The following is a 21,050-nucleotide window of genomic DNA, read 5'->3' as shown; positions in this document are numbered from 1 at the left end:
GCGGAGCTGGCTCGGACGTCGGCCGCGAACGTGTAGACTCTGTCGACTCTATCGACTCCGTTTTTGGAGTCGCGCAGGTCCCGAAACCGGCGTCCGACCTTGACTTTCCGGGGCGCGGATGCGCCTTACGCCGCTTCCAATTCCCGCCGTTTCCCGGCCGATTCAGACGATTTTCCCATGCACGCCTATCGCTCCCACACCTGCGGCGCCCTCCGGTCTTCGGACGCGGGCTCCAACGTGCGCCTGTCGGGCTGGGTTCACCGCAAGCGCGACCACGGCGGCCTCCTGTTCATCGACCTGCGCGACCACTACGGCCTTACCCAACTGGTCTTCCACCCGGAGACGCCGGGCTTCGCCGCCGTCGAGCGTGTCCGCGCCGAGAGCGTGATCCGCGTGGACGGTTCGGTCGTCGCTCGTGACGCCTCGGTGGTGAACCCGAACCTGCCGACCGGCGAGATCGAGCTGCAGGTCACCAACGTCGAGGTCCTGTCCGAAGCGGCAGAACTGCCGCTGCCGGTCTTCGGCGAGCCGGAATACCCCGAGGAAATCCGCCTCAAGCACCGCTATCTCGATCTGCGCCGCGAGACCCTGCACAAGAACATCGTGCTGCGTTCGCGCGTAATCTCCTCGATCCGCCAGCGCATGGTCGGGCAGGGCTTCCTGGAGTACCAGACCCCGATCCTGACGGCCTCGTCGCCGGAAGGCGCGCGCGACTTCCTGGTGCCGTCGCGTCTGCACCCGGGAAAGTTCTACGCCCTCCCGCAGGCCCCGCAGCAGTTCAAGCAACTGCTCATGGTCTCGGGCTTCGACCGCTATTTCCAGATCGCACCCTGCTTCCGCGACGAAGACCTGCGCGCCGACCGTTCGCTGGAGTTCTACCAGCTCGACGTCGAGATGAGCTTCGTCACGCAAGAGGATGTGTTCGCCGCCATCGAACCCGTCATGCACGGTGTGTTCGAAGAGTTCGCCGACGGCAAGCCGGTCTCCCCGATCTCCGGGACCCACACCTTCACCAACGACTTCGGCCAGACGCTCGAGCACGCCGGCTTCGAGCGCCTGACCTACGAACAGTCGATGAAATGGTACGGCACCGACAAGCCGGACACCCGCAACCCGATCAAGATGCAGGACGTCTCGGAGCATTTCCGCGACGGCGGCTTCGGCCTGTTCAACAAGATCCTTGGCGCCGACGCCAAGAACGCCGTCTGGGCCATCCCGGCCCCGACCGGCGGTTCGCGCGCCTTCTGCGACCGGATGAACTCGTGGGCCCAGGGTGAGGGGCAGCCGGGCCTCGGCTACATCTTCTGGTCGGACGACAACAACGCCTGGGGCGGCCCGATCGCCAAGAATTTGGGCGAGGCCACCGACGCCCTGATGACGTCGCTGGGTCTCGGCAAGGGCGACGCGGCCTTCTTCGCCGCCGGCCTGCCGTCGGTCTTCGCCAAGTTTGCCGGCCTTGCCCGCACCCGCGTCGCCACCGAGCTGAAGCTGGTCGACGAAGAGCAGTTCAAGTTCTGCTGGATCGTCGATTTCCCGATGTTCGAATGGTCCGAGGAAGAGAAGAAGGTCGACTTCTCGCACAACCCCTTCTCGATGCCGCAGGGTGGGCTGGAGGCTCTGGAAACCCAGGATCCGCTGACGATTCGCGCCTACCAGTACGACATCGTCTGCAACGGTTACGAGCTGTGCTCGGGCGCGATCCGGAACCACAAGGCCGAGATCATGCTCAAGGCCTTCGAGATCGCCGGCTACGACGCCTCGGTGGTCGAGGAGCAGTTCGGCGGCATGCTGAACGCCTTCCGCTACGGCGCGCCGCCGCACGGCGGTCTGGCCCCCGGCATCGACCGCATCGTCATGCTGCTGGCCAACCAGGTCGCGATCCGCGAGGTCATCGCCTTCCCGCTGAACCAGCAGGGGCAGGACCTTCTGATGAGCGCGCCCGCCGATGCGCTGGAGCGTCAGTACAAGGAACTGCACATCCGCCAGGCGCTCCCGCTCAAGTAAGGCGGGACGTTCGACCGTCGCGGCTAGTGGCGGTCGGCGCTGGCGAAGTCCCGACGCGGCGACGGCGGGGCCGGGGGCGCGGGCGGGGCGACGGGCGCTCTGGGCGACGTCATGAGGCGCGATCCGCAGGTGCGGACGCTGAGGCCGCGTGGCAGGCGGGTCGTGGCGTCGCCGCAGGCCTCAGAAATCTGGGTCTGCGTCAGGCCCCGGGCGCCCGACAGATCGGCGCCCCGGATATCGGCCCGGCGCAGCGAGGCGTCGGTGAAGACGGCTCGGCTGAATGTGGCGCGCGACATCCTCGCTCCGTCCAGCTCGGCGTTGGTGAAGTTGGCGTCGCCGAAGTCGCCGCCGGCCATATTGGCTGCGTTCAGTTCGGCGTTGGCGAAGGAGGCGGCGCGTGCGCTCACGTTGGCCAGAGTCGTACCGAACAGCTCTGCGTTCGACAGATCGGCGCGCGTGAGAACGGCTCCGTTCAGGTTCGCGCCCATCAGTTCGGCGCCCGAAAGATCCGCCCGGCTGAGGTCCGCCCGGCTGAAAACGGAGCCCTGTGCCTCGGCTCCGTGAAGATTCACCTCGTGGAAGACGGCGGCGGTGAAGTTCGAGCCCTGGATTTCGGCGCCGGTCATGTTGGCGTGGGTGAAATCGCTGCCCGAGAAGTTGGAGCCGACCAGCTCGGCTCCGCGCAGATCTGCGCCGACCAAGGTCGCGCTGATGAAGGTCGCGCCCGTGAAGGTCGCGCCGGCCAGGTTGCGGCCCGACAGTTCGCAGCGGTTGCAGGACCCGCCCAGCGAGATCATCCGCGTCACGTCGCGGTCCTGAATCGAGAAGCTGACCTCGGCCGCCGCCGGAGCCGCGAGCGCCGAAAGGCCGGCGAACATCGCGAGCGCCGGCAAGGCGGCGGAGAGGCGGCTGGAAAGGGACATGGTCTGTTTCACGCCCCCTAGATGATGCCTGATCACCGGAAACCCTACTTAAATCGCGGTAAGGATGGAGGTCGTCAGCAGGTGGGAATGCGCAGGCTTCCGGGCAGGGTCGTCGCGGCGTCGCCGCAGGCCCGGTTCAGCTGGCTCTGCGTCAGGCCCGTGGCGCGCGCCAGCTGCGCTCCCGAAAAGTTGGTTCCGGTCAAGGTCGCGCCCGAAAAGCTGGAGCCTTCCAGATAGGCGCCGACGAAGCTGGCGTTGGTCAGATCGGCCCGATTGAAGTTCGAGCTGGAGAAGACGCCGCCGTAGGCCTCGATGTCACGCAGGTCGGAGCTGGAGAACCGGGTGCGGTTCATCACCGCGAGGCTGAGATCGGCCTGACGCAGTCGCGAGCCGCTGAGGTTCAGGCCGCGTGCCTCAAGACCCGAAAAATCGCCTTGAAACAGATTGCAGCCGGAACAGCTGGCGCCGCCGCGCACGCGGGCGATCTGGCCGGCGTTCTGGGCGACGGCGGGACCGACCAAGAAGATGAGTGCGGCGGTGGCGAGTATCAGGCGTTTCACAGCGGTGGTGCTCCGAAGCCGGCGAGCCGGCGGCAGTCGTCGGCTCAGGTTACTTCACAGGAGCTTACGATCTGCTGAACCCTGCTCAGCCGGGCGCCCCGACGCGGGCGAGCATGTCGCGATAGCCGTCGGACAAGGGTTCGGATCGGCCGTCCAGAGCCCGGACATAGGTCAGCGAAATCTCGGTCAGCAGCTCACCGTCGCGCAGGATATCGACGCGAAGTTCATAGCTCGAGCGGCCGATCCGGGACACGGAGACCTGGATGTCCAGCAGGTCGTCGAACCGGGCCGACGCTCGAAAGCTTGCGCGCGCGTCGACCACGTAACTCTGGCCCATGTCGGGGTAGTCGCCGCTCATGACACCGGCGGCGCGGAAGAACTCCGTCGCGGCCACATCGGCATAGACGAAATAGTTGGGGTTGAAGACGACGCCTTGGGCATCGACCTCGCCCCAGCGAACGCGGAGAGGACAGCTGAACCCCGCCACGAACGTCTATCCGCGCATTTGTGGCGCGATCCCGCAGGTGTCGCAGATCCAGGCCCCGCCGCGCTGCTGCAGCGTGAAGTCTCCGCAAGCGGGGCAGGCGTCGGCCTCGCCGTAATCGCCTGTGCGACCGGGCGTTGCCGCTTTCCGGCCGAACGGCAGGACCACGAGGTTGTCCGGCGCGTGGCCCCGGGCGAAGCCCTTGGAGATGAACCGGGCGGCGGGAACCAGTTCATCGGCCTTGCCCGAACCCAGACCATCGGCGTCCAGCGGCTCCGCATCGGCATTGGCCAGTTCGTGGCGGTCCAGATAGGACACGCCCAGTTCGCGGAAGATGTAGTCCAGGATCGAGGTCGCCGAGCCGATGGAATCGTTGCCGGTGACCCGTCCCGCGGGCTCGAACCGGGTCAGCAGGAAGGCGTCCACGAACTCGTCCAGCGGCACGCCGTACTGAAGGCCGATGGAGATCGCGATGGCGAAATTGTTCATCAGGCTGCGGAAGGCGGCGCCTTCCTTGTGCATGTCGATGAAGATCTCGCCGAGTTCGCCGTCCTCATACTCGCCGGTGTGGATATAGACCTTGTGCCCCCCGACGGCGGCCTTCTGGATATAGCCCTTGCGGCGGTCGGGCAGTTTGCGGCGGGTGCGCTCGCGCTCGATGACCCGTTCCACGACGCGCTCCGTCGTCGCGGGACGAGGCTGGGGTGCAGGTTCCGGCGTGCGGCGGGCCGGCTCGACATCCGGAAGATCAAGCACGGGCTGGTCGGAGCCCTGACGGCGCGACAGGCGGATCGCCCGACGACCCTCGGACGCGGCCTGGGTCAGAATCGCCATTGCCGCACCGATCCCCGCCCGGCTGGGCAACTCGACCGCGGTCATGTCCGCCGCGTCGCTGAACGGCTCGGCGGCGCGGGTCATGGAAGCCGCTGCGTCTTCGAGGTCGGCGAGGATGGTCTTCAGCCGCAGGGGCGCACTGGGCCAGGCGGACAGGTCGCGGCGTCCGAATGCATGTTCCGTCGCAGCGGCGATCTCTTCGGGGGCGGCCAGCAGGGCCAGCAGTCCGCCTCGGCCCAGAGCGTCCTGATCGAAGCCGAGGACGTCTCGGATGAAGCCCGCTTCCAGCACAGGCGGAGCGAAGGCCTCTTCGAGCCGCTCGACATGAGCCAGAGCGGTCTCCACCGCCTCCAGCTCCACCTCGGTGAACCCTTTCGCCGCGAGTTCGGCATGGCCGAGCATGGGCGAGCCGATCAGGGTGCGGCGGCCCAGAAGCCAGCGCTCCGCGCCTTCGAAGTCGCCGCCCTGGGCCGTGATCGCGGCGGCCAAAGTCGGGTGCAGCCGGCGCACCACCTCGCCATCGCGGGTCTGGAAGACTTCGATGCCGGAGAGCGGGGCGACGCCAAGCCGCAAATCCCGCCCGGCATCCGCCGCCAGGGTCGCGATCATGCAATGTCGGCGACCCGATGCGCTCACGGCGGCGTGGGCCTGCGCCGTTCGCAGGGCGGCCGCCCGTCCGAGCTCGCTCGTCAGGTCTGCGAGGCGGGCCTCGCGCGCTTCAAGGGCGGCCACAGCGGACTTCGCGGCGACAGGCCAGTCGGTCGCCGGGCGCAAGGTCGCAGCCAGTTCGCTCGACGCGAGGGAGGCTGCTGCGGCGAAGAGGCCGGATGCGGCGGTGAATTCGGTCGTGTCGATCGCCCCGTCGCCCTTCGCGACGAGCCAGTCGAGACCGCCTGCCAACGTCAGGACAACGGGGCGCACGGCGTGACGCCGGCGCGCGAGCCGCCCATCCGGAGCGAAACCGCAGGCGACCTCGATCTCCAGAGCCGTCGTCCACAGCCGTGCGAGGGCGTCGAGGGCCTCGATCAGGTCGGGCAGGGTGGCGGCGACTGCCGGGAGGGCGATGGCGCAACCCGGGGCGATGGCGAGGTCTGCGGCGGCCTCCGCGTCACCCAGGGAGAAGGCCACGATCAGATCGTCGGCCAGACAGCCGTCGGCCGCGGCGCGGAGCGGCGCGTCCATAGGCGAGCCGGCTTCGGACACGGCGACGACCCGCGCCGGCTTCAAAGGCTCCGGTTCGGGGGCAGAGAAGACCCGTCCCGCGATGGCGTCGAGGATGGCCGTGTCGTCGGCGCCGGCCCGGCGGGCGGCCAGGGCGGCCCGGCCGAGAGCCGGGTTGGTGGCCGGATCGGCGCAGACGGAGGTCGGGCCGTCACAGCGCCTGACCGCGTCGGTCACCGCGCGCAGGGTGCGGGCGACTCCAGACAGGGCATGGGCGGTCACACGCGCCGTGCGCCGGCGCGCCGTGTCGCTTTCGAACTGGGCGCGAACGCCGGCGTCGCCGAGATCGAAGACGGTCGCATTGCGCGTGGGACCGGTCGGATCTTCGGCCGCGGACGGCGTCCGCGCGCCTTCCAGCAGGACTGACGATGGCGCGGCGAGACCCAGAAGAACGCTGGCGACCAGTTCTGAAGCGAAGGTGTCGGCATCGATCGTGGACGGGAACACCCCGGTCGAAAGTCCCCAGGCGGCGAGGCGGGCGGACCAGCGGTCCAGAGCTCCGTCGAGAATGGCGACCCCGGCGGCCGACATGCGGGACGGTGCGCCCCCAGGGCGGGCCCAGTCCTCTGGCGACTGGTCGTACCAGTCCAGCCAGGCCTCGACGCGGACATCGCTCCAGCCGGCCGGCGCCATGACCCGAATGACGCGGTCGGCCCGCTCGATCTCACGCGCCTCGCACACGACGGAGGCCGCAAGGTCGGTCAGGAAGGGGGTGAAGCGCATTCGCAGGCCCGGACAGGATCGTTTCGTCAGCCTAGGGCGCTCCGGCCTCGCCCTGCAATAGATGTAGCGGTCAGCTCGCGGGTTACCCCCAAGATGTTGCCTGCGGTCATTTCGGCTGGGCGCTGGACGCGGACGCGGCCGGTTTCTATGATCGAGCGAGTGGATCGGGCCTCCCGCCGATCCGAATCTGTAGACTGGATAGGCCTCGTGCTCGGCAGAATCTTCGGTTGGACGTCCGGCGCGACGATCGGCACCCTTTTCACAATCGCCAAGCGCGGCGAACTGGTCGGGACCGACGAGAACGGCAACCGCTATTACCAGTCGCGCGACAACGTCAGCTACGACGGCCGCAAGCGCCGCTGGGTCGTCTACGAGGGCTATGCCGAGGCGTCGAAGGTGACGCCGGATTGGCACGGCTGGCTGCACTACACCTTCGATGAACCGCCGACCGAGGCGCCGCTGCCGCGCCGTCGCTGGGAACTGGATCACCGCCCCAACATGACGGGAACGCCGCTGGCCTGGCATCCGCAAGGCTCGCTGCTGGAGGAGGGCGTTCGCCCCGCGGCGACCGGCGACTACGAGGCCTGGAAGCCCGAATGAACCGCACAGGCATCCTGCTGATCGGCACGGCGGTCGTCGGACTGGCCGTTTCCGGCGGCGTGGTCGCCGGCGGTTGGCAGAACGCCCCGGCCCAGGACGCGACCCCGGCCGACCCCATCGGCGACGCCCTGAGGGCCGACCCGACGCAGGAAGCCGCTCCGGCCGCCGATCCGGCGCCGGCCGTGCCCATCGCCATTACACCTACGCCCCCGATCGCTACGGCCGCCCTCGATGAGGACAAGGCGGGCGATCAGGCCGACGGCGAGGATGCGGAAGACAAGGACGATGGCGAGTCCGAGGAAGACAAGGCCAAACGCCTGGCCGCCGACACGCCGGTCCCGCGCCAGCGTCGCCGCGTCGCCATCATCGAGGCGATCGACAAGATCACCGCAGAGAGCATGCGGTTCGAGGTCGAGGTCGGCGGACGGCCGGTCCGCTTCAACCAGTCTTTGATCTTCACCGCCCGCGCCTGCGAGGTTTCCGCCGAGAACGAACTGGTCTCCGACGCCATCGCCTATATCGACGTTACCCTTCAGCCGAAGGCGGTGGGCGCCGCGCCGCGTCAGATTTTCAGGGGCTGGATGTTCTCGTCGACCCCGGCGCTCAGCGGACTGCAGCACCCGATCTATGACGCCTGGGTCGTGGGCTGCAAGGCGTAGGTCACGGCTTCCGCGCCAGACAGCGGGCGGGTGAGGGCTGACGGGTCCGGTGTGGCGGGCAAGGCGTCGGCCAGGCGCTTCAGATACGCGCGCTGAGGAATTTCCAGCAGCCCGAACTGGTCCAGATGCGGGGTGCGGAACTGGGCGTCGAGCAGCCGCCAGCCCCCGAGCCTCAGACGCGCCACCAGATGCGCCAAGGCGACCTTGGACGCATCGGTTGCGCGGCTGAACATGCTTTCACCGAAGAAGGCTCCCCCGAGCGTCACGCCATACAGGCCGCCGACCAGCACTTCATCGCGCCAGCATTCGATGCTGTGGGCGTGACCTCGCATGTGCAGGTCGAGGTAGAGGCTCATGATCGGATCGTTGATCCAGGTCTCCTCCCGGCCCGGACCGGACGCGGCGCACGCGTGCAGGACGGCGTCGAAGGCCGTGTCCACGCGCACGACGAAGGGTTCGTTCCGGATCGTGCGACGCAGGCGTGCGGGGATGTGGAAGGCGTCCAGCGGGATGACGCCGCGCTGTTCCGGTTCGACCAGATAGACGCGCGGGTCCTCGCGATCCTCCCCCATCGGGAACACGCCGTGGGCGTAGCACTGCAACAGGGCGTGGGCGTCGAAGGGTTCCGGCGGCGAGAAGGCGCTGGCCGCCGGATCGGTCACGTCAGGCGTCGGTCTTCTGACGTTTGGCCCAGTTCTCCAGCCAGTGGATGTCGTAGTCGCCCGACAGAATGTCCGGCTCCTGCAGCAGCTTCTGGAACAGAGGAATGGTGGTGTCGATGCCGCCGATGACCATCTCGTTCAGGCTGCGCTTCAGGCGGGCGACGCACTCGGCGCGGTCGCGGCCGTGGACGATCAGCTTGCCGATCAGGCTGTCGTAATAGGGCGGGATCGAATAGCCGGCATAGATGGCGCTATCCAGACGAACGCCGAGGCCACCCGGCGCGTGGAAGTCCGTGACTGTGCCGGGCGAAGGGGCGAAGGTTTCGGAGTTCTCGGCGTTGATCCGCACCTCGATGGCGTGCCCCTCGAAGTGAATCTCATCCTGGGTGAACGACAGCGGCAGGCCGGCGGCGATGCGGATCTGCTCGCGCACCAGATCGACGCCGGTGACGGCCTCGGTGACCGGGTGTTCGACCTGCAGGCGGGTGTTCATCTCGATGAAGAAGAACTCGCCGTCTTCCCACAGGAACTCAATCGTACCGACGCCGAGGTAGCCGATCTTGCCGATGGCCTTGTTGACCGTCTCGCCAATGGCGATGCGCTCGGCCGCCGACAGGGCGGGTGAGGGGGCTTCTTCCAGCACCTTCTGGTGACGACGCTGCAGGGAACAGTCGCGTTCGCCCAAGTGGACGACGTTGCCGTGGCTGTCGGCCACGACCTGGATTTCGATGTGGCGCGGCTTCTGGAGGTAGCGCTCCATATAGACCGCGCCGTTGCCGAAGGCGGCCTTGGCCTCGGTCTGTGCGGTCTGGACGGCCTCAACGAGGTCGTCTGCGGTCAGGGCGACCTTCATGCCGCGCCCGCCGCCGCCCGCCGCCGCCTTGACGATCAGAGGGAAGCCGATGGCTTTGGAGGCTTCGATGGCGGCCTCGATGGTCTCGACCTCGCCGGCGGAACCAGGCACGCAGGGAATGCCGGCCTCAAGCACCGTCTGCTTGGCGCTTATCTTGTCGCCCATGATCCGGATATGCTCAGCCTTGGGACCGATGAAGGTCATGCCGTGGGCTTCCACAATCTCGGCGAAGCGGGCGTTCTCCGACAGGAAGCCGTAGCCCGGGTGGATCGCCTGGGCCCCGGTGATCTCCGCCGCTGCGATGATCGACGGGATATTCAGGTAGGATTTGGCCGCCGGAGCGGGGCCGATGCAGACGCTTTCATCCGCCAGCCGCACCCACATGGCGCCGCGATCGGCCTCGGAGTGAACGGCGACGGTGGAGATTCCCATCTCCTTGCACGCGCGGTGAATCCGCAGCGCGATCTCGCCGCGGTTGGCGATGAGGACTTTGGTGAACACGGGCTCAGGCCTCGAGAATGACGAGGGGTTCGCCGAACTCGACGGGCTGGGCGTCGCCAACCAGGATTTCCTGGACCACGCCGTCGCGGGGCGCCTGGATCGGGTTCATCGTTTTCATGGCCTCGACGATCAGCAGGGTCTGGCCTTTCTTGACCTTGTCGCCGGCCTTGGCGAACGGCGGGGCTTCGGGCGAGGCCTGCAGATAGACGGTGCCGACCATCGGTGACTTCACCGTCTCACCCGACTTCGTGACGATTGTGGCGGGGTCGGATGGCATGGACACGGGGGCGGTGGCGGCCGGAGCCGGAGCGGCCTGCGGGGCATAGGCCGGAGCGGCCGCATACTGGATCGCCGGGGCCGCGGTGATCTCGCGGGCGACGCGGATGCGCAGTTCGCCGCGCTCGACCTCGATCTCGGTCAGCGAGGTGTCGTTGAGGATATCGGCCAGTTGGCGGACCAGTGTGGTGTCGATCTCCACCGAGGGCTCGTTATCCAGTTTCTTGTCGGTCGCCATGAGAGCTATGCCTTGTGGTCTGGGTTCAACGGGCGGGCGATGCGGAGCGTTCCCGCGCCAGCCGGAGGGCGGCCTTGACGGCCAGTTCGTAGGATTGGGCGCCGAAGCCCGAGATGATGCCTGTGGCCGCCAGCGAGACGTAGGAGTGACGCCGGAATTCCTCGCGCGCCGCTGGATTGGACAGATGGCACTCGACCACGGGGATGGTCAGAGCCTTCAGGGCGTCCAGCAGGGCGACGGAGGTATGGCTGTAGGCCGCCGGGTTGATGACGAGGGCCGCAGCCTCGGTGCGGGCCTCCTGAATCCAGCCGACCAGTTCACCTTCGTGATTCGACTGGCGGAACACCACGGTCGCGCCTTCGGCCGCCGCCTCGCACAGCCCTTGGATGTCGGCCAGGGTCTCGCGCCCATAGATGTGCGGCTCCCGCACCCCCAGAAGGTTGAGGTTGGGGCCGTTCAGGACGTAGAGGACGGGGGTTTCGGGCATTCGCTCCGGACGGGTTGGCGAAGGGGCTGACCGCTTCGGTGGGGCGGCCTTTTAGCGGAACGGCGTCGCTCGTCAAAGCCGGGGTTACGCCGCACAGGTCAGGTTGACGTAACGACATGCGCATTCAAGTCAACGGAGATACGCGGCACGTGACCGCCCGGACGGTTCTGGCCCTCGTTCAGGAGCTCGGGTTCGACGTCCGCAAGGTCGCGGTGGAACGCAACCTGGCCATCGTTCCCAAGTCACTGCACGCCGAAACCGCGCTAGAAGAGGGCGACCGCATCGAACTGGTTCAGTTCGTCGGCGGGGGGTGAACCGGATCAGGCCGCCTTGGGCGCGCCGCCCGGACCCATCTGCATCCGCTCGGCGGAGAGTGTGGCCTGAGCCGCCTCATCGTGAGCCAGGGCGCGCTGAACGGCCGGGCGCGCCTCCATCCGGGCGGCGTGGGTCTGCCAGCGCGGATAGGGCGACAGATCGTAACCCGCGCCGTTGAAGCGGCCGAATACCCAGTACAGATAGGCGTCCATGGCGCTCCACGCGTCGCCATACCACCAGTCGCCTTCGCACAGGCGCTGGTCAATCAGGGCGGCGTTTTCCTTCATGGCCTCGGCGCCGACCGCCTTTACCGCTGCCGCCCCTTCCTCGCCGCCGATCTTCACCGACATGCAGTAGCGGGTCACCAGCGGGTGCAGGGTCGCCGAGCAGAAACACAGGTCGGCGATGATGCGAGCCGCAGCCATCGGCGTGGAAGCGGCAGGCAGCACCCGGCCGTCCGGGTAGGTCGCCGCGAGGTATGATAGGATGGCGACGTTCTCGGTCAGCGCCTCACCGTCGACGATCAGCGCGGGCACCTTGCCCTTGGGATTCACCGCCTTGTAGGCGGGGGACTTGTGAAAGCCCTTCATGAAGCGGACCAGTTCGTAGGTGAACGGCACGCCGATCTCTTCCAGCACGATGGTTGCGACCCGCGAACAACTGCCGGGCGCCGCGAAAAGGGTGATCTCGGCCATGTGGTCTCCCGTTGTGTTGCTCGCCTGTATTTCCTGATTACGGGAATTGGTCCCGGTGCGCAATTTCCTGCCGTCAGTTCGCCTCGAATTCGATGGGGCGCCGTCGCCTTCGGCGAGAGACGGGGCTAAGGACCGGACATGTCCTCGCCATCCCTTTCCGCCGATACCTGGACCGTGGCCGGTCGCCGCTTCAACTCGCGCCTGATCGTCGGGACCGGCAAATACGCCGACTACGCCCAGAACGCGGCCGCGGCCGAGGCGGCGGGCGCCGACATCGTCACCGTCGCCCTGCGCCGCGTGAACCTCAGCGATCCGTCCCAGCCGATGCTGGTCGATTATCTGAAGCCGGACCGGTTCACCTTCCTGCCCAACACGGCCGGTTGCTTCACCGGCGAGGACGCAGTGAGAACCCTGAGGCTGGCGCGCGAGGCGGGCGGCTGGGATCTGGTCAAGCTGGAGGTTCTGTCGAACTCGGCCCACCTCTATCCCGATATGATCGAGACGCTGCGGGCCCTGGACCTGCTAGTCAAGGACGGGTTCGACGTGATGGTCTACTGCACCGACGACGTGGTGATGGCCAAACGACTGGAGGATGCGGGCGCGGCGGCGATCATGCCGGCGGCCTCACCGATCGGATCGGGGCTGGGCATCCAGAACCGGGTCAACATCCGGCTGATCGTCGAGCAGGCGAGCGTGCCGGTGCTGGTCGACGCCGGCGTCGGCACGGCCTCGGACGCGACCATCGCCATGGAGCTGGGTTGCGATGCGGTGATCGCCAACACGGCCATAGCCGGGGCGCGCGATCCCGTCGGCATGGGGCGGGCGATGAAGCATGCGGTCATCGCCGGGCGCGAGGCCTATCTGGCCGGGCGGATGGCCAAGAAGATGTACGCCGATCCGTCGTCGCCGCTGGGCGGTCTGATCTAGGCTTGACGGAACGCCGGTCCGGCCGCAGGATGTTCCGGTAATGTTCCAAGAGAGCCCGATGCGAACCCTGACCTTGAGAGGCTATCTGGCTGTGGCCGTGATCGGCCTGTTGGTCACGGCGGGCTGGCTGGCTGCCGGGACCGTCCGCGCCCAGGAAGCCCAAGTGCGTCACGCGGTCGGGACCTTTCGGGTCCAGATGACGCCGGGCGCGCCCGAGGTCGTCGAGGCGGGACTGGGCCTGTCGCGCTACGGGCTGTCCAAGACGTTCGAAGGCGGCATCGACGGGACGGCGACGGGCGAGATGCTGGCCGGGGGCCCGCCCGGGGTGGAGACGGCCGGAACCTATGTCGCGCTGGAGCGGGTCGTCGGCACGCTCGACGGGCGGCAGGGAGCCTTCCTGATGGCCCATCGCGGCGACATCAATGCCGGGGGCTATACCCTGTCCATCACCGTGGTCCCGAACTCCGGCACGGGGGAACTGGTCGGGCTGACGGGCGACTTCGCCCTCACGGTCACCGACGACGGCGTCCATCACTACGACCTGGCCTATCGGCTTCCCAATCCCTGAGCCAATCCGGCGCTTGGAAGCGGCGTCCGGGTGGGGCAGGATCGGGCTTCGGCATGGGGGACGACGATGCGACTGAAACTGTTGAGCTTCACCGCTGTGGCCCTGTGTCTGGCAGGGCCGGCCGCTGTCGCGGATGCGACCTCGGCCACGGCGGATGCGGAGGCGAGCGCCTCCCTGCTGCAGAACCCCCGGGGATGCGGCCGGGTCGGGTCGGTGCTGGATGCGGCCCCGGAAGGCTCCATGATCATGGTTCCGGGCTTCGGCGAAGTCGCGAGCTGGCCCGTCGACACAGCCAATCCGGAGGCGCAGGCCTGGTTCGACCACGGGGTGCGGCTGCGCTGGGCGTTCGAGCACAAGGAATCGGTCCGGGCCTTCCGCCGGGCGCGGGCCATCGATCCCGACTGTGGCATGTGCGCCTGGGGCGAGGCCTGGGCGACGGGGCCCAACCTCAACGGCGGCGGCACGGATGACGACTCGCTGAGGGCGGGTCTGCGGCTGGCCCAGCTGGCGCGGCGCGAGGCCCGGGGCGCGACCCCGTTGCAGCGCCAGATGATCGACGCCCTGATCCAGCGCTACTCCGGGGCCAAGGCGAGCCGGGACGTGCGTTTCGCCCGCGCCATGGACCGGATCGAGCGCCGCAACCCCGACAGCCCCCTGATCGCCGCCATCGCCGCCGATGCCTGGATGCTGCAGGCCGACGAGTGGTTCGACGACGACGGCGCGCCCAAGGACCACGGCATCGTCCGCGCCATGCAGATCCTTGAGGGATCGCTGGCGAAGGCGCCCGACGATCCCGGCACGATCCACCTCTACATCCACCTGACCGAGTGGTCCGACGACCCGCACAAGGCCATTCCCTATGGCGAGAAGCTGGCCCGGCTGGCGCCGTCAGCCAGCCATCTGGTGCACATGCCGTCGCACACCTTCTACAGGGTGGGCCGCTACCGGGACGCCATGCGGTCCAACGTCGAGGCCGTGGCGCTGGACAAGCGCTACGACGAACTGGCGGCGCCTCCGGGCGGGATCACGGGAATGCCGCTACACGCCCACAACATCCACTTCGGCATGGGCGGGGCCCTGATGGCCGGCGGGGCGCAGGAGGGGCTGGCGCTGGCCGAGGGCTTCCTGTCCACCTATCCCGACATCCCGACGGACGCCCTGTGGCGTCAGCTGATGGCCAACGACGCCTATGCGATCTACGGCCGCTTCGGCACGCCGGCCCAGGTCGCGGCCCTGGCCGAACCGCCCGAGGACAAGCCCCTGCTGCGCGCCAGCTGGCGTTACGGGCGGGGCGAGGCGGCGGCGCGGGCCGGGGATACCGCGGCCGTCCGGGCCGAGGCCGAAGCCATCAAGGTCATCCGCGAGGGCTTCGAGATCACCGGGGGCCGGAACGAGGAGATGAAGCTCTTCATGGAGGTCTCCCAGCGGGTGCTGGAGGGCCGGGCCGCCATGCTGGAAGGCAATGCCGGGGCCGCCGTCGCCGCCTTTACCCGCGCCGCCGAGATCCAGGGCATGGAGGAGGAGGGCGGCGACCCGCCGATCCTCTGGTACCCGACCCGGCGCAGCCTGGCCGCCGCGATGCTGGCCAACGGCGACGCGGCGGGCGCGAAGGCCAAGATCGAGGAACTGCTGATCGACTGGCCGATGGACCCCTACAGCTATTTCGTTCTCGCCGAGGCCGAGGCGGCCCTGGGCAACATCGCCGCCGCCGAGGCCGCGCGCGCCCAGGCGCGGGTCGAATGGATCGGCGGGGAGATGAGCCTGAAGCTGGCCTAGGTCACGGTTTCGTCCGGTCGGTCATGACGAACGCAGGGTGACGAAACGGGACGAAACGGACGAAATCCGGATCATGCCTGCGAGGCGGCGTCAGCGCCATCCGCCGCCTCGGCCAGCGCGGCGTCGCGGCCCTCGGCGACGGCCTCGTTGAGGCGGCGCAGATAGGCGGCGCGGACGTGGTCGATGTCGCGGAAGGCGGATGCCCCGCTCTCCAGCCTCAAGTCGCAGCTATTCACGAGCTGAACCAGTTTCATCCATGTCATGGCCTGTTGCGGCCGGTCGACGGCGGCGTTCTCGGCCGCCTGACGGAAGGCGAAGCGGCGCAGCGACCGGGCGTCCGGATTGAACAGCAGGCCGAAGCGGGAGACGGTCTCGGCTTCGTCGACCTCGGCCAGGGCGGGGTCGAACTCGATCTCTTCGTCCTTGGTCCTGGGTCCGGCCATCCAGGGTGGCGGCGGGGCCATGCGCCCCGGCATGAAGTCGCGCCGTCGCCAACCCTCCACGGCGGCGCGTCGCCGGACGCTGCGCTCGGTCGTGCCGTAACGCTCGGCGACGGCGGCGGCGCTGAGGCCGGCGACGAAATCCTCGCGGGCGTGGCTCCAGGCTTCGGGGGTGAGGCGGGGCGGTCTGTGGTTGCTCTCGGTCATGCCCCGAAGTGTGCGCGCGTTTCATATGAAGGCGCGGATAAAGGCTTTCGTCAGAGCCGGGCGTTGAATTGAAAGGGTTTCGGGGAGGATGTGCGGATCACATCGGGGCGATCCGATACATTGACGGGCTCGAAAAAGAAGGGCGAGAGGGCCCGGCGTGACTTGGGACTGACACTGACAGAGTCGGCTGCAAAGCGCTTCAGGGACGGCAGCCTCGACCCGAGAGGAATACACAGCAGCGCCCATCAGGGTCGATCGTCTGCGACGGATGCGGATCGATCGCCGATGCACGCTGCCGCGCCGGAGAGACCTGTGCAGGAAGCGCCAGTATCGACCAAATGTATCCGACAATGGCGCTACCCCCGTAGGCAATCATGGGAACGGGATAGTCTCCAAACAGGGCCGCTGCGATCAGGGCCAGCCAGGTCGCGCCGAAAGCAGCGTGAGCCGATGCCGTTTCCCGACCTCGCCCCAGGCCGAGGACGGGCGGTAGCAGAAGGATGGTAACCCCGCTCCAGACTGCCAGAACGGCGATCAAACTGGTCGATTGAGCCAGATGGAACACGCCGTTCACGAACGATGTGGCGGGCGCGGCGTCGGGCCGCACCGCTGTCACGATGAAACAGGCCAGTGCGACCGACAGCGCGAGGAGGGCCATGCGGTCACTTTTCATCAGAGCAGCGGCCGCGATTCCCGCGACCATGGCGCCCGCCATGGCGCGATCTGGTTGGAGCGCGACCGCGATCGCCCCCAGAAGGAGGCCAGAGGTCGTCATCAGGTCGCGAGATCGCGCAAAGGCCACCAGCAGGAAGGGGAGACCGATCAGGCCTGGTTGAAACACCAGGCCGCCCAGGGATAGCCACCGCCGCGCGTCAGCCGCCTCGTCGCCGAAGACTGCCGTCAGAAGCAGGATCAGGCCCGTCGTGATCGCAACAACGCCTGCGAACGGCGTCGTGACCGGATCACGCTGTCGGAAGGGCAGGACGATGATGAGTCCCGCAATGAGCGCCGTCAGATTGAGGATCAGATACGGCGCGGGCGCACCCGCCTCCGCAAGGAAGACAAGTCCCAGGCCTGTGGCCGCGACTGCGCACGTCAGCGCCGCCTCGCGGAATCCCCACAGTGGTCGCCGGGTCGCAAGGTCTTCCGGATTGGCCACTCCCGGTGTCAGGGCCGACCGCACCGCATGGCCCAGCGCCTCACGGACGACCCAGACGCCACAACTAATGACGAAGGCCATGGCTGCACCTGTTCGTTCGATCGAGGCCGCTTCCTGCGCCATCGCCTCGCCCCAGTCGCGCAGACCAGAGGGTAGCAGGCGGCAGATGGCGCGGATGATCCGCTCAGCCACGGTCATACGGGTCGTTCGATCAGCGCCGACCTTGCCGAACCGAGCGGGGGGTTATCCAACGCGAGGCGGCGCCCCGAGGCGGTAAGTCGGTAGGCGTGCCTCGGTGGCCGTCCGGGTTTCGGCGGCAACCACTGCGCCTCAAGATGATTCTGCTGCTCGAGGCGGATCAGCAACGGATAGAGGGTCCCGGATTTCACCTTGGCCCTGCGGCAAAGGTCGTAGCCGTGGGACCATGCCGGCCCGGCCTCGGCCAGCAGTGACAGGACCGACCGGGCAGCCGGCGACAGGGATCGAGAACGGATCATCCGGGCAATTCTACATAGATCGAATAGCGGTCAAGTGAGTGTCAGCGACCGTCCTGTCGCTGCGCACCCACCAGTCTCGAATGAGGGCATTGACTCCAAATCTACTTAGGTAGATTTGTTTCGAGCCCGCCGTTTCGGGACGAGTGTTCCCGCGTCTGAAACACCCGGGCTGACGACGAGGAGCCCACGCGCGTGCCACTGGACTTTCGAGAGAGCCGACACATGTCCGCACGAAATCTGCGCATCCTGAGTCGACCCCTGGCGTGGGGTGTCGTCGCGCTGGTTCTGGTCGTCCTGCTCCATAACGCCTGGTCACAGCTGACCCGACCCTGGGGCGCCCAGGCCGTTGATTTCCGACCCGCCGTGGAGACCTGCGGCGCGTCCGGTTCGCTTCGCTACTGCATCTACCGGGCCGCCCAGGGGACGAACGGAAACGTTCTCTACCACCTGCACGGCCGCGGTCTGGATGAGCGGGTGTGGAACGATGACACCTATCTGACGGCGATGCTGCAGGCGCAATGGCAGGACCGTGGAGCAGTGCCGCCCACAGTGGTGACCCTTTCCTATGGGCCGACCTGGCTTCTCACGCCCCGGGGGAAGCGTTCCGAAAGCGGCTTGCTGGAGGACCTGATGGGCCGCCTCCCGGACATCGAGTCCAGGACGGGCGCGCCTCGCCGCCGACTTCTGATGGGCGAGTCCATGGGCGGCCTGAATGTCTTGATCGCAGGCCTGTCTGAACCTCGGTCATTCGACAGGATCGCGGCCCTCTGCCCCGGGGTCTACGCGGACTCGCCCTTCGGTTCACTGGCGACGATGCGGGCGGGGATCGAACGAACAGGCGCCAACCCAAAGATGGCTTTCGGAATATGGCTACTCGCGCGGAAGTACATTGCCGACGAAACCGAATGGCGCCGCATATCCCCTCTCTCGCTCATCGAGCGGGCCGGACCGGACTTCCCCGCGCTTTATCTGTCGAACGGGCTCTACGACGCCTATGGCAACTACGAGGGAACCCGGTTGTTGGCAAAGCGGGCGGCGGAGCGCGGCATGCGTACAGAGTGGCGGCCTCTCTACGGTGGTCACTGCGCGACGGACATCGCTTCCCTGGCCAGTTTCCTGGCCGACTGATTTAACTCCTGACCCGCCCCAACTACCCCGCCTTGGCCGCCGCGATCGCCGCCGCGACCTCCTGCGGGTTGATGCTCGCCGTAGTCTTGCCGTTGATCAGGAAGGTCGGGGTGCCGACGAGACCGAGGGTGGCGCCGATGGTGTGGGTGTCGGCCAGAAGCCGGTCCGTGCCGGTGTCGCGGATGACGGCTGCGGCCTGGTCCATCGCGACGCCGTTGGCGGCGAGGACGGCGTCCACGGCTTCGCGCGTCAGGCCGCTCGTGGCCATCAGGGCCTGGTGGACGGCGAGGTATTTGCCCTGGCGATGGGCGGCGAGGGCGGCGCGGGCGGCGTAGTTGGAGGTGGTGTCGTCGCCCCGGTCCAGGATGGGCCATTCCTTGAAGACGAAGCGGACGTCGGGGTTGGCGCGGATCAGGGCCAGATAGTCCTCGGACACCGCCTTGCAGCCCGGGCAGCGGTAATCGAAGAACTCGACCACGGTGACCTTGGCGTCGGCGGGGCCGAAGGCGGGGTCGCGCGGGTCGGGGGCCATCAGGGCGGCGTTGGCGGCGACGGCGGCGTTGATGGTGTCGACGCGGGCGCTTTCCGCCCGGGATTCGAATGCGGCCTGGACCTCGGTCATGACCTGGGGGTTTGCCAGCAGATAGGCGCGAACCTTGCCGCCGAAATCTCCGCCGTTGAAGTAGGGGGCGGCGGACAGGCCGAGGGCGACGACCGATACGGCGACGGCGATCGCGCCGCCCCGGCCGCCGGCGAACCAGACGAAGGGATCGCGTGCGGTCGGCTTTGCGTCCGTGGCGGGGACGGGGGCTTCGTCGGTCATGAGGCTCTCGGAATGGGGGTCAGGCGCCGGGGGGAATGACGGTCTGCTGGCGTTCGCGACGACGCTCGTTGCGCCTGTCGACGTCGGCGATGTCGTCCATGGTGGCGCCGGAGGCCAGGACGATGTCCATGGCGCGCCGCCATTCGTTCGAGCCGCGAGGGAGCATGTCGCGGGCGCGCAGGGCGAACTGGGTCGACTGTTCCTCAGCCCCGGCGGCGAAATAGTATTCGGCCGAGGCCAGACGCGCCTCGCCCTCCTTGCCCTGGGAGGCATAGGCCTGACCCAGCAGACGCCAGGCGAGGGTGTTGTCCTCCTCACGGGCGACGGCGCGCTTGAGCTGGTCGACGGCCTCCTCGAGGTTGGCCGGGTCGTTGGTCTCGATCAGGGCGTGGGCCAGGTTGATGCGCAGCAGGGGGGCGTCGGGCTTGAGCCGGACGGCCTCGCGGTGGGCGTCGATGGCCTCGGTCGCGCGGCCTTCCTCGAACAGGATCTGGCCTTTGAGCTCCCAGAGATAGGGGTTGTCGACATCCTCGGCGATCAGGGCCGCCGTGGCGTCGAGCGCGCGCTGGGTCTGGCCGTCGCGATACCAGGCGATGGCGCGGGCATAGCGGGCGGGGAAGGCGGTATCGCTTTCCTGATAGGCGCGCAGGGTTTGGGTCGGCGGATCCATGAAGGCGTGGATCTTGGCCAGGATCAGGGCGTGCTGGGCCAGCCGTTCGGGGCTGTCCTGGTGGCCATAGTGGGCGGCGGCCTCGACCGGGCGGCGCAGGGCCTCGATCCGCTGACCGGACAGGGGGTGGCTGCGGAAATAGGGGTAGCGGCGGGCGTCGGAGAAGACTTCCTGGCTGCGGAAGTTCTCGAAGAACTCGACCAGGCCGCGACCGGATTCGCCGGCGGCCTCGAGCCCGCGCGCGGCGGTGATGTCGGCCTCGCCCTCCTGGCCCTGCATGTAGCGCAGGGCGTTGATCGTGCCGAAATACTGGCCCGAGCCGACCAGGGCCATGCCGGCGCCGGGTTCGCCCGCCGCGATGGCCAGGGCGCCCAGGGCCATGGACATCAGGAAGGGCTGCATGCCGGCGGCCTGGGCGCCGTCGCGCAGCGTATGGCGATTCTTCACGTGGCCGGCCTCGTGGGCGAGGACGCCCAGAAGCTCGTTGGGGTCGCGGGTACGCAGAATCAGGCCTGTGTTGACGCCGATGATCCGCCCGCGCGTGGCGAAGGCGTTGAGTTCCGGGTCATTGATCAGCAGAACCTCGACCTCGGACGGCTCCAGACCCATGGCCGAGAAGACGGGGTCGGTCCATTCGCGGATGATGCCCTCGACCTCGGTGTCCCGGATGGTCGACTGGGCCGAGGCGGGGCCGGCCGCCGCCATCACGAGGACGGCGGCGGACGCGGCGACCCACCCGAGGACGGAGGACGCGACGCGGGTCGGCCGGATCATGGCGAACTCCTTCGAACGGCGCCCCCGCCTCATGCACCTAACCTAG

The 21,050-nt window shown here is 68.0% G+C and carries 22 protein-coding genes; 8 read left to right on the top strand and 14 right to left on the bottom strand.

Annotation, left to right across the window (positions count from 1 at the left end; translation table 11 throughout):
• Positions 1 to 177 precede the first annotated feature (177 nt).
• On the top strand, positions 178 to 2,004 hold the full coding sequence (aspS, locus tag ACQY68_RS10780; RefSeq protein ID WP_428149426.1) for an aspartate--tRNA ligase: 1,827 nt from the start codon (positions 178 to 180) through the stop codon (positions 2,002 to 2,004).
• Between the two features lie 23 nt (positions 2,005 to 2,027).
• Here the strand turns inward: aspS and ACQY68_RS10775 are convergent, their stop codons facing one another.
• The 4 genes from ACQY68_RS10775 to ACQY68_RS10760 all read right to left on the bottom strand — a co-directional run bounded on the left by ACQY68_RS10775 (position 2,028) and on the right by ACQY68_RS10760 (position 6,749).
• Positions 2,028 to 2,927: a pentapeptide repeat-containing protein gene (locus ACQY68_RS10775; RefSeq protein WP_428149424.1), complete on the bottom strand. Its 900-nt coding sequence runs from the start codon at positions 2,925 to 2,927 to the stop codon at positions 2,028 to 2,030.
• A gap of 74 nt (positions 2,928 to 3,001) precedes the next feature.
• A complete protein-coding gene (locus ACQY68_RS10770) occupies positions 3,002 to 3,487 on the bottom strand; it encodes a pentapeptide repeat-containing protein (protein ID WP_428149423.1) in 486 nt (161 codons plus the stop codon).
• Between the two features lie 85 nt (positions 3,488 to 3,572).
• Positions 3,573 to 3,974, bottom strand: a complete 402-nt coding sequence (locus ACQY68_RS10765; protein ID WP_428149422.1) for an acyl-CoA thioesterase — start codon at positions 3,972 to 3,974, stop codon at positions 3,573 to 3,575.
• Between the two features lie 6 nt (positions 3,975 to 3,980).
• Complete coding sequence (locus tag ACQY68_RS10760; protein ID WP_428149421.1) at positions 3,981 to 6,749, bottom strand: TSCPD domain-containing protein; 2,769 nt, start codon at positions 6,747 to 6,749, stop codon at positions 3,981 to 3,983.
• Positions 6,750 to 6,956: 207 nt separating this feature from the next.
• Between ACQY68_RS10760 and ACQY68_RS10755 the strand changes: the two genes are divergently transcribed.
• Together ACQY68_RS10755 and ACQY68_RS10750 are read left to right on the top strand one after the other, a co-directional pair.
• The gene (locus tag ACQY68_RS10755; RefSeq protein WP_428149420.1) at positions 6,957 to 7,349 is read left to right on the top strand and encodes an NADH:ubiquinone oxidoreductase subunit NDUFA12; all 393 of its coding nucleotides are present in this window, start codon (positions 6,957 to 6,959) and stop codon (positions 7,347 to 7,349) included.
• Complete coding sequence (locus tag ACQY68_RS10750) at positions 7,346 to 8,008, top strand: DUF2155 domain-containing protein (RefSeq protein WP_428149419.1); 663 nt, start codon at positions 7,346 to 7,348, stop codon at positions 8,006 to 8,008. Before ACQY68_RS10755 ends, ACQY68_RS10750 begins: the two co-directional genes overlap by 4 nt.
• On the opposite strand, the gene aat is transcribed toward ACQY68_RS10750, so the two are convergent.
• Genes aat through aroQ form a run of 4 tightly spaced genes read right to left on the bottom strand, consistent with a single transcriptional unit; the run spans position 7,975 to position 11,025 of the window.
• Positions 7,975 to 8,670 carry a leucyl/phenylalanyl-tRNA--protein transferase gene (gene aat, locus ACQY68_RS10745; protein ID WP_428149418.1) on the bottom strand — a complete coding sequence of 232 codons (696 nt, stop codon included), beginning with the start codon at positions 8,668 to 8,670 and terminating at the stop codon, positions 7,975 to 7,977. The genes ACQY68_RS10750 and aat overlap by 34 nt on opposite strands.
• A 1-nt stretch (position 8,671) precedes the next feature.
• Complete coding sequence (gene accC / locus ACQY68_RS10740) at positions 8,672 to 10,024, bottom strand: acetyl-CoA carboxylase biotin carboxylase subunit (RefSeq protein ID WP_428149416.1); 1,353 nt, start codon at positions 10,022 to 10,024, stop codon at positions 8,672 to 8,674.
• A 4-nt stretch (positions 10,025 to 10,028) separates the two neighbouring features.
• Positions 10,029 to 10,538 carry an acetyl-CoA carboxylase biotin carboxyl carrier protein gene (gene accB, locus ACQY68_RS10735; RefSeq protein ID WP_428149415.1) on the bottom strand — a complete coding sequence of 170 codons (510 nt, stop codon included), beginning with the start codon at positions 10,536 to 10,538 and terminating at the stop codon, positions 10,029 to 10,031.
• A gap of 25 nt (positions 10,539 to 10,563) precedes the next feature.
• Complete coding sequence (gene aroQ / locus ACQY68_RS10730; RefSeq protein WP_428149414.1) at positions 10,564 to 11,025, bottom strand: type II 3-dehydroquinate dehydratase; 462 nt, start codon at positions 11,023 to 11,025, stop codon at positions 10,564 to 10,566.
• Between the two features lie 116 nt (positions 11,026 to 11,141).
• On the opposite strand from aroQ, the gene thiS reads away from it, so the two are divergent.
• Positions 11,142 to 11,339, top strand: a complete 198-nt coding sequence (gene thiS / locus ACQY68_RS10725; RefSeq protein WP_428149413.1) for a sulfur carrier protein ThiS — start codon at positions 11,142 to 11,144, stop codon at positions 11,337 to 11,339.
• A 6-nt stretch (positions 11,340 to 11,345) separates the two neighbouring features.
• On the opposite strand, the gene ACQY68_RS10720 is transcribed toward thiS, so the two are convergent.
• Positions 11,346 to 12,035, bottom strand: coding sequence for a glutathione S-transferase family protein (locus tag ACQY68_RS10720; protein WP_428149412.1), 690 nt, complete (start codon positions 12,033 to 12,035; stop codon positions 11,346 to 11,348).
• A 138-nt stretch (positions 12,036 to 12,173) separates the two neighbouring features.
• Between ACQY68_RS10720 and ACQY68_RS10715 the strand changes: the two genes are divergently transcribed.
• The 3 genes from ACQY68_RS10715 (at position 12,174) to ACQY68_RS10705 (ending at position 15,306) form a co-directional block, all read left to right on the top strand.
• Entirely contained in the window at positions 12,174 to 12,962 is a 789-nt protein-coding gene (locus ACQY68_RS10715) for a thiazole synthase (protein WP_428149411.1), read from the top strand.
• Between the two features lie 58 nt (positions 12,963 to 13,020).
• Entirely contained in the window at positions 13,021 to 13,530 is a 510-nt protein-coding gene (locus tag ACQY68_RS10710) for a DUF3224 domain-containing protein (RefSeq protein WP_428149410.1), read from the top strand.
• A 66-nt stretch (positions 13,531 to 13,596) separates the two neighbouring features.
• Positions 13,597 to 15,306: a hypothetical protein gene (locus ACQY68_RS10705; RefSeq protein ID WP_428149409.1), complete on the top strand. Its 1,710-nt coding sequence runs from the start codon at positions 13,597 to 13,599 to the stop codon at positions 15,304 to 15,306.
• A 71-nt stretch (positions 15,307 to 15,377) separates the two neighbouring features.
• Here the strand turns inward: ACQY68_RS10705 and ACQY68_RS10700 are convergent, their stop codons facing one another.
• The 3 genes from ACQY68_RS10700 to ACQY68_RS10690 form a co-directional block, all read right to left on the bottom strand.
• The gene (locus ACQY68_RS10700) at positions 15,378 to 15,953 is read right to left on the bottom strand and encodes a hypothetical protein (protein ID WP_428149407.1); all 576 of its coding nucleotides are present in this window, start codon (positions 15,951 to 15,953) and stop codon (positions 15,378 to 15,380) included.
• 199 nt (positions 15,954 to 16,152) lie between these two features.
• A complete protein-coding gene (locus tag ACQY68_RS10695; RefSeq protein ID WP_428149406.1) occupies positions 16,153 to 17,310 on the bottom strand; it encodes a hypothetical protein in 1,158 nt (385 codons plus the stop codon).
• Entirely contained in the window at positions 17,307 to 17,609 is a 303-nt protein-coding gene (locus ACQY68_RS10690) for a PadR family transcriptional regulator (protein ID WP_428149405.1), read from the bottom strand. The genes ACQY68_RS10695 and ACQY68_RS10690 overlap by 4 nt, the downstream gene beginning before the upstream one ends.
• Before the next feature lie 222 nt (positions 17,610 to 17,831).
• On the opposite strand from ACQY68_RS10690, the gene ACQY68_RS10685 reads away from it, so the two are divergent.
• Complete coding sequence (locus ACQY68_RS10685; RefSeq protein ID WP_428149404.1) at positions 17,832 to 18,737, top strand: alpha/beta hydrolase-fold protein; 906 nt, start codon at positions 17,832 to 17,834, stop codon at positions 18,735 to 18,737.
• Between the two features lie 22 nt (positions 18,738 to 18,759).
• Here the strand turns inward: ACQY68_RS10685 and ACQY68_RS10680 are convergent, their stop codons facing one another.
• Together ACQY68_RS10680 and ACQY68_RS10675 are read right to left on the bottom strand one after the other, a co-directional pair.
• Positions 18,760 to 19,560, bottom strand: coding sequence for a thioredoxin domain-containing protein (locus ACQY68_RS10680; protein WP_428149402.1), 801 nt, complete (start codon positions 19,558 to 19,560; stop codon positions 18,760 to 18,762).
• A gap of 19 nt (positions 19,561 to 19,579) precedes the next feature.
• Positions 19,580 to 21,004, bottom strand: a complete 1,425-nt coding sequence (locus ACQY68_RS10675) for a M48 family metalloprotease (protein ID WP_428149401.1) — start codon at positions 21,002 to 21,004, stop codon at positions 19,580 to 19,582.
• Positions 21,005 to 21,050: the final 46 nt, after the last annotated feature.

This window comes from Brevundimonas sp. (genome assembly GCF_965278935.1).
Taxonomy (GTDB): domain Bacteria; phylum Pseudomonadota; class Alphaproteobacteria; order Caulobacterales; family Caulobacteraceae; genus Brevundimonas.
Note: the sequence above shows the minus strand (reverse complement) of the source record. Positions and strands in the feature narration are given on the sequence as shown.

Coding starts and splice junctions, on each gene's coding strand:
- ACQY68_RS10685 (WP_428149404.1), top strand. CDS start 17,832: ATGTCCGCACGAAATCTGCGCATCCTGAGTCGACCCCTGGCGTGGGGT.
- aroQ (WP_428149414.1), bottom strand. CDS start 11,025: ATGCCCGAAACCCCCGTCCTCTACGTCCTGAACGGCCCCAACCTCAAC.
- ACQY68_RS10680 (WP_428149402.1), bottom strand. CDS start 19,560: ATGACCGACGAAGCCCCCGTCCCCGCCACGGACGCAAAGCCGACCGCA.
- thiS (WP_428149413.1), top strand. CDS start 11,142: ATGCGCATTCAAGTCAACGGAGATACGCGGCACGTGACCGCCCGGACG.
- ACQY68_RS10775 (WP_428149424.1), bottom strand. CDS start 2,927: ATGTCCCTTTCCAGCCGCCTCTCCGCCGCCTTGCCGGCGCTCGCGATG.
- ACQY68_RS10720 (WP_428149412.1), bottom strand. CDS start 12,035: ATGGCCGAGATCACCCTTTTCGCGGCGCCCGGCAGTTGTTCGCGGGTC.
- ACQY68_RS10760 (WP_428149421.1), bottom strand. CDS start 6,749: ATGCGCTTCACCCCCTTCCTGACCGACCTTGCGGCCTCCGTCGTGTGC.
- ACQY68_RS10675 (WP_428149401.1), bottom strand. CDS start 21,004: ATGATCCGGCCGACCCGCGTCGCGTCCTCCGTCCTCGGGTGGGTCGCC.
- ACQY68_RS10695 (WP_428149406.1), bottom strand. CDS start 17,310: ATGACCGTGGCTGAGCGGATCATCCGCGCCATCTGCCGCCTGCTACCC.
- ACQY68_RS10705 (WP_428149409.1), top strand. CDS start 13,597: ATGCGACTGAAACTGTTGAGCTTCACCGCTGTGGCCCTGTGTCTGGCA.
- ACQY68_RS10750 (WP_428149419.1), top strand. CDS start 7,346: ATGAACCGCACAGGCATCCTGCTGATCGGCACGGCGGTCGTCGGACTG.
- accB (WP_428149415.1), bottom strand. CDS start 10,538: ATGGCGACCGACAAGAAACTGGATAACGAGCCCTCGGTGGAGATCGAC.
- ACQY68_RS10715 (WP_428149411.1), top strand. CDS start 12,174: ATGTCCTCGCCATCCCTTTCCGCCGATACCTGGACCGTGGCCGGTCGC.
- ACQY68_RS10710 (WP_428149410.1), top strand. CDS start 13,021: ATGCGAACCCTGACCTTGAGAGGCTATCTGGCTGTGGCCGTGATCGGC.
- ACQY68_RS10700 (WP_428149407.1), bottom strand. CDS start 15,953: ATGACCGAGAGCAACCACAGACCGCCCCGCCTCACCCCCGAAGCCTGG.
- aspS (WP_428149426.1), top strand. CDS start 178: ATGCACGCCTATCGCTCCCACACCTGCGGCGCCCTCCGGTCTTCGGAC.
- ACQY68_RS10690 (WP_428149405.1), bottom strand. CDS start 17,609: ATGATCCGTTCTCGATCCCTGTCGCCGGCTGCCCGGTCGGTCCTGTCA.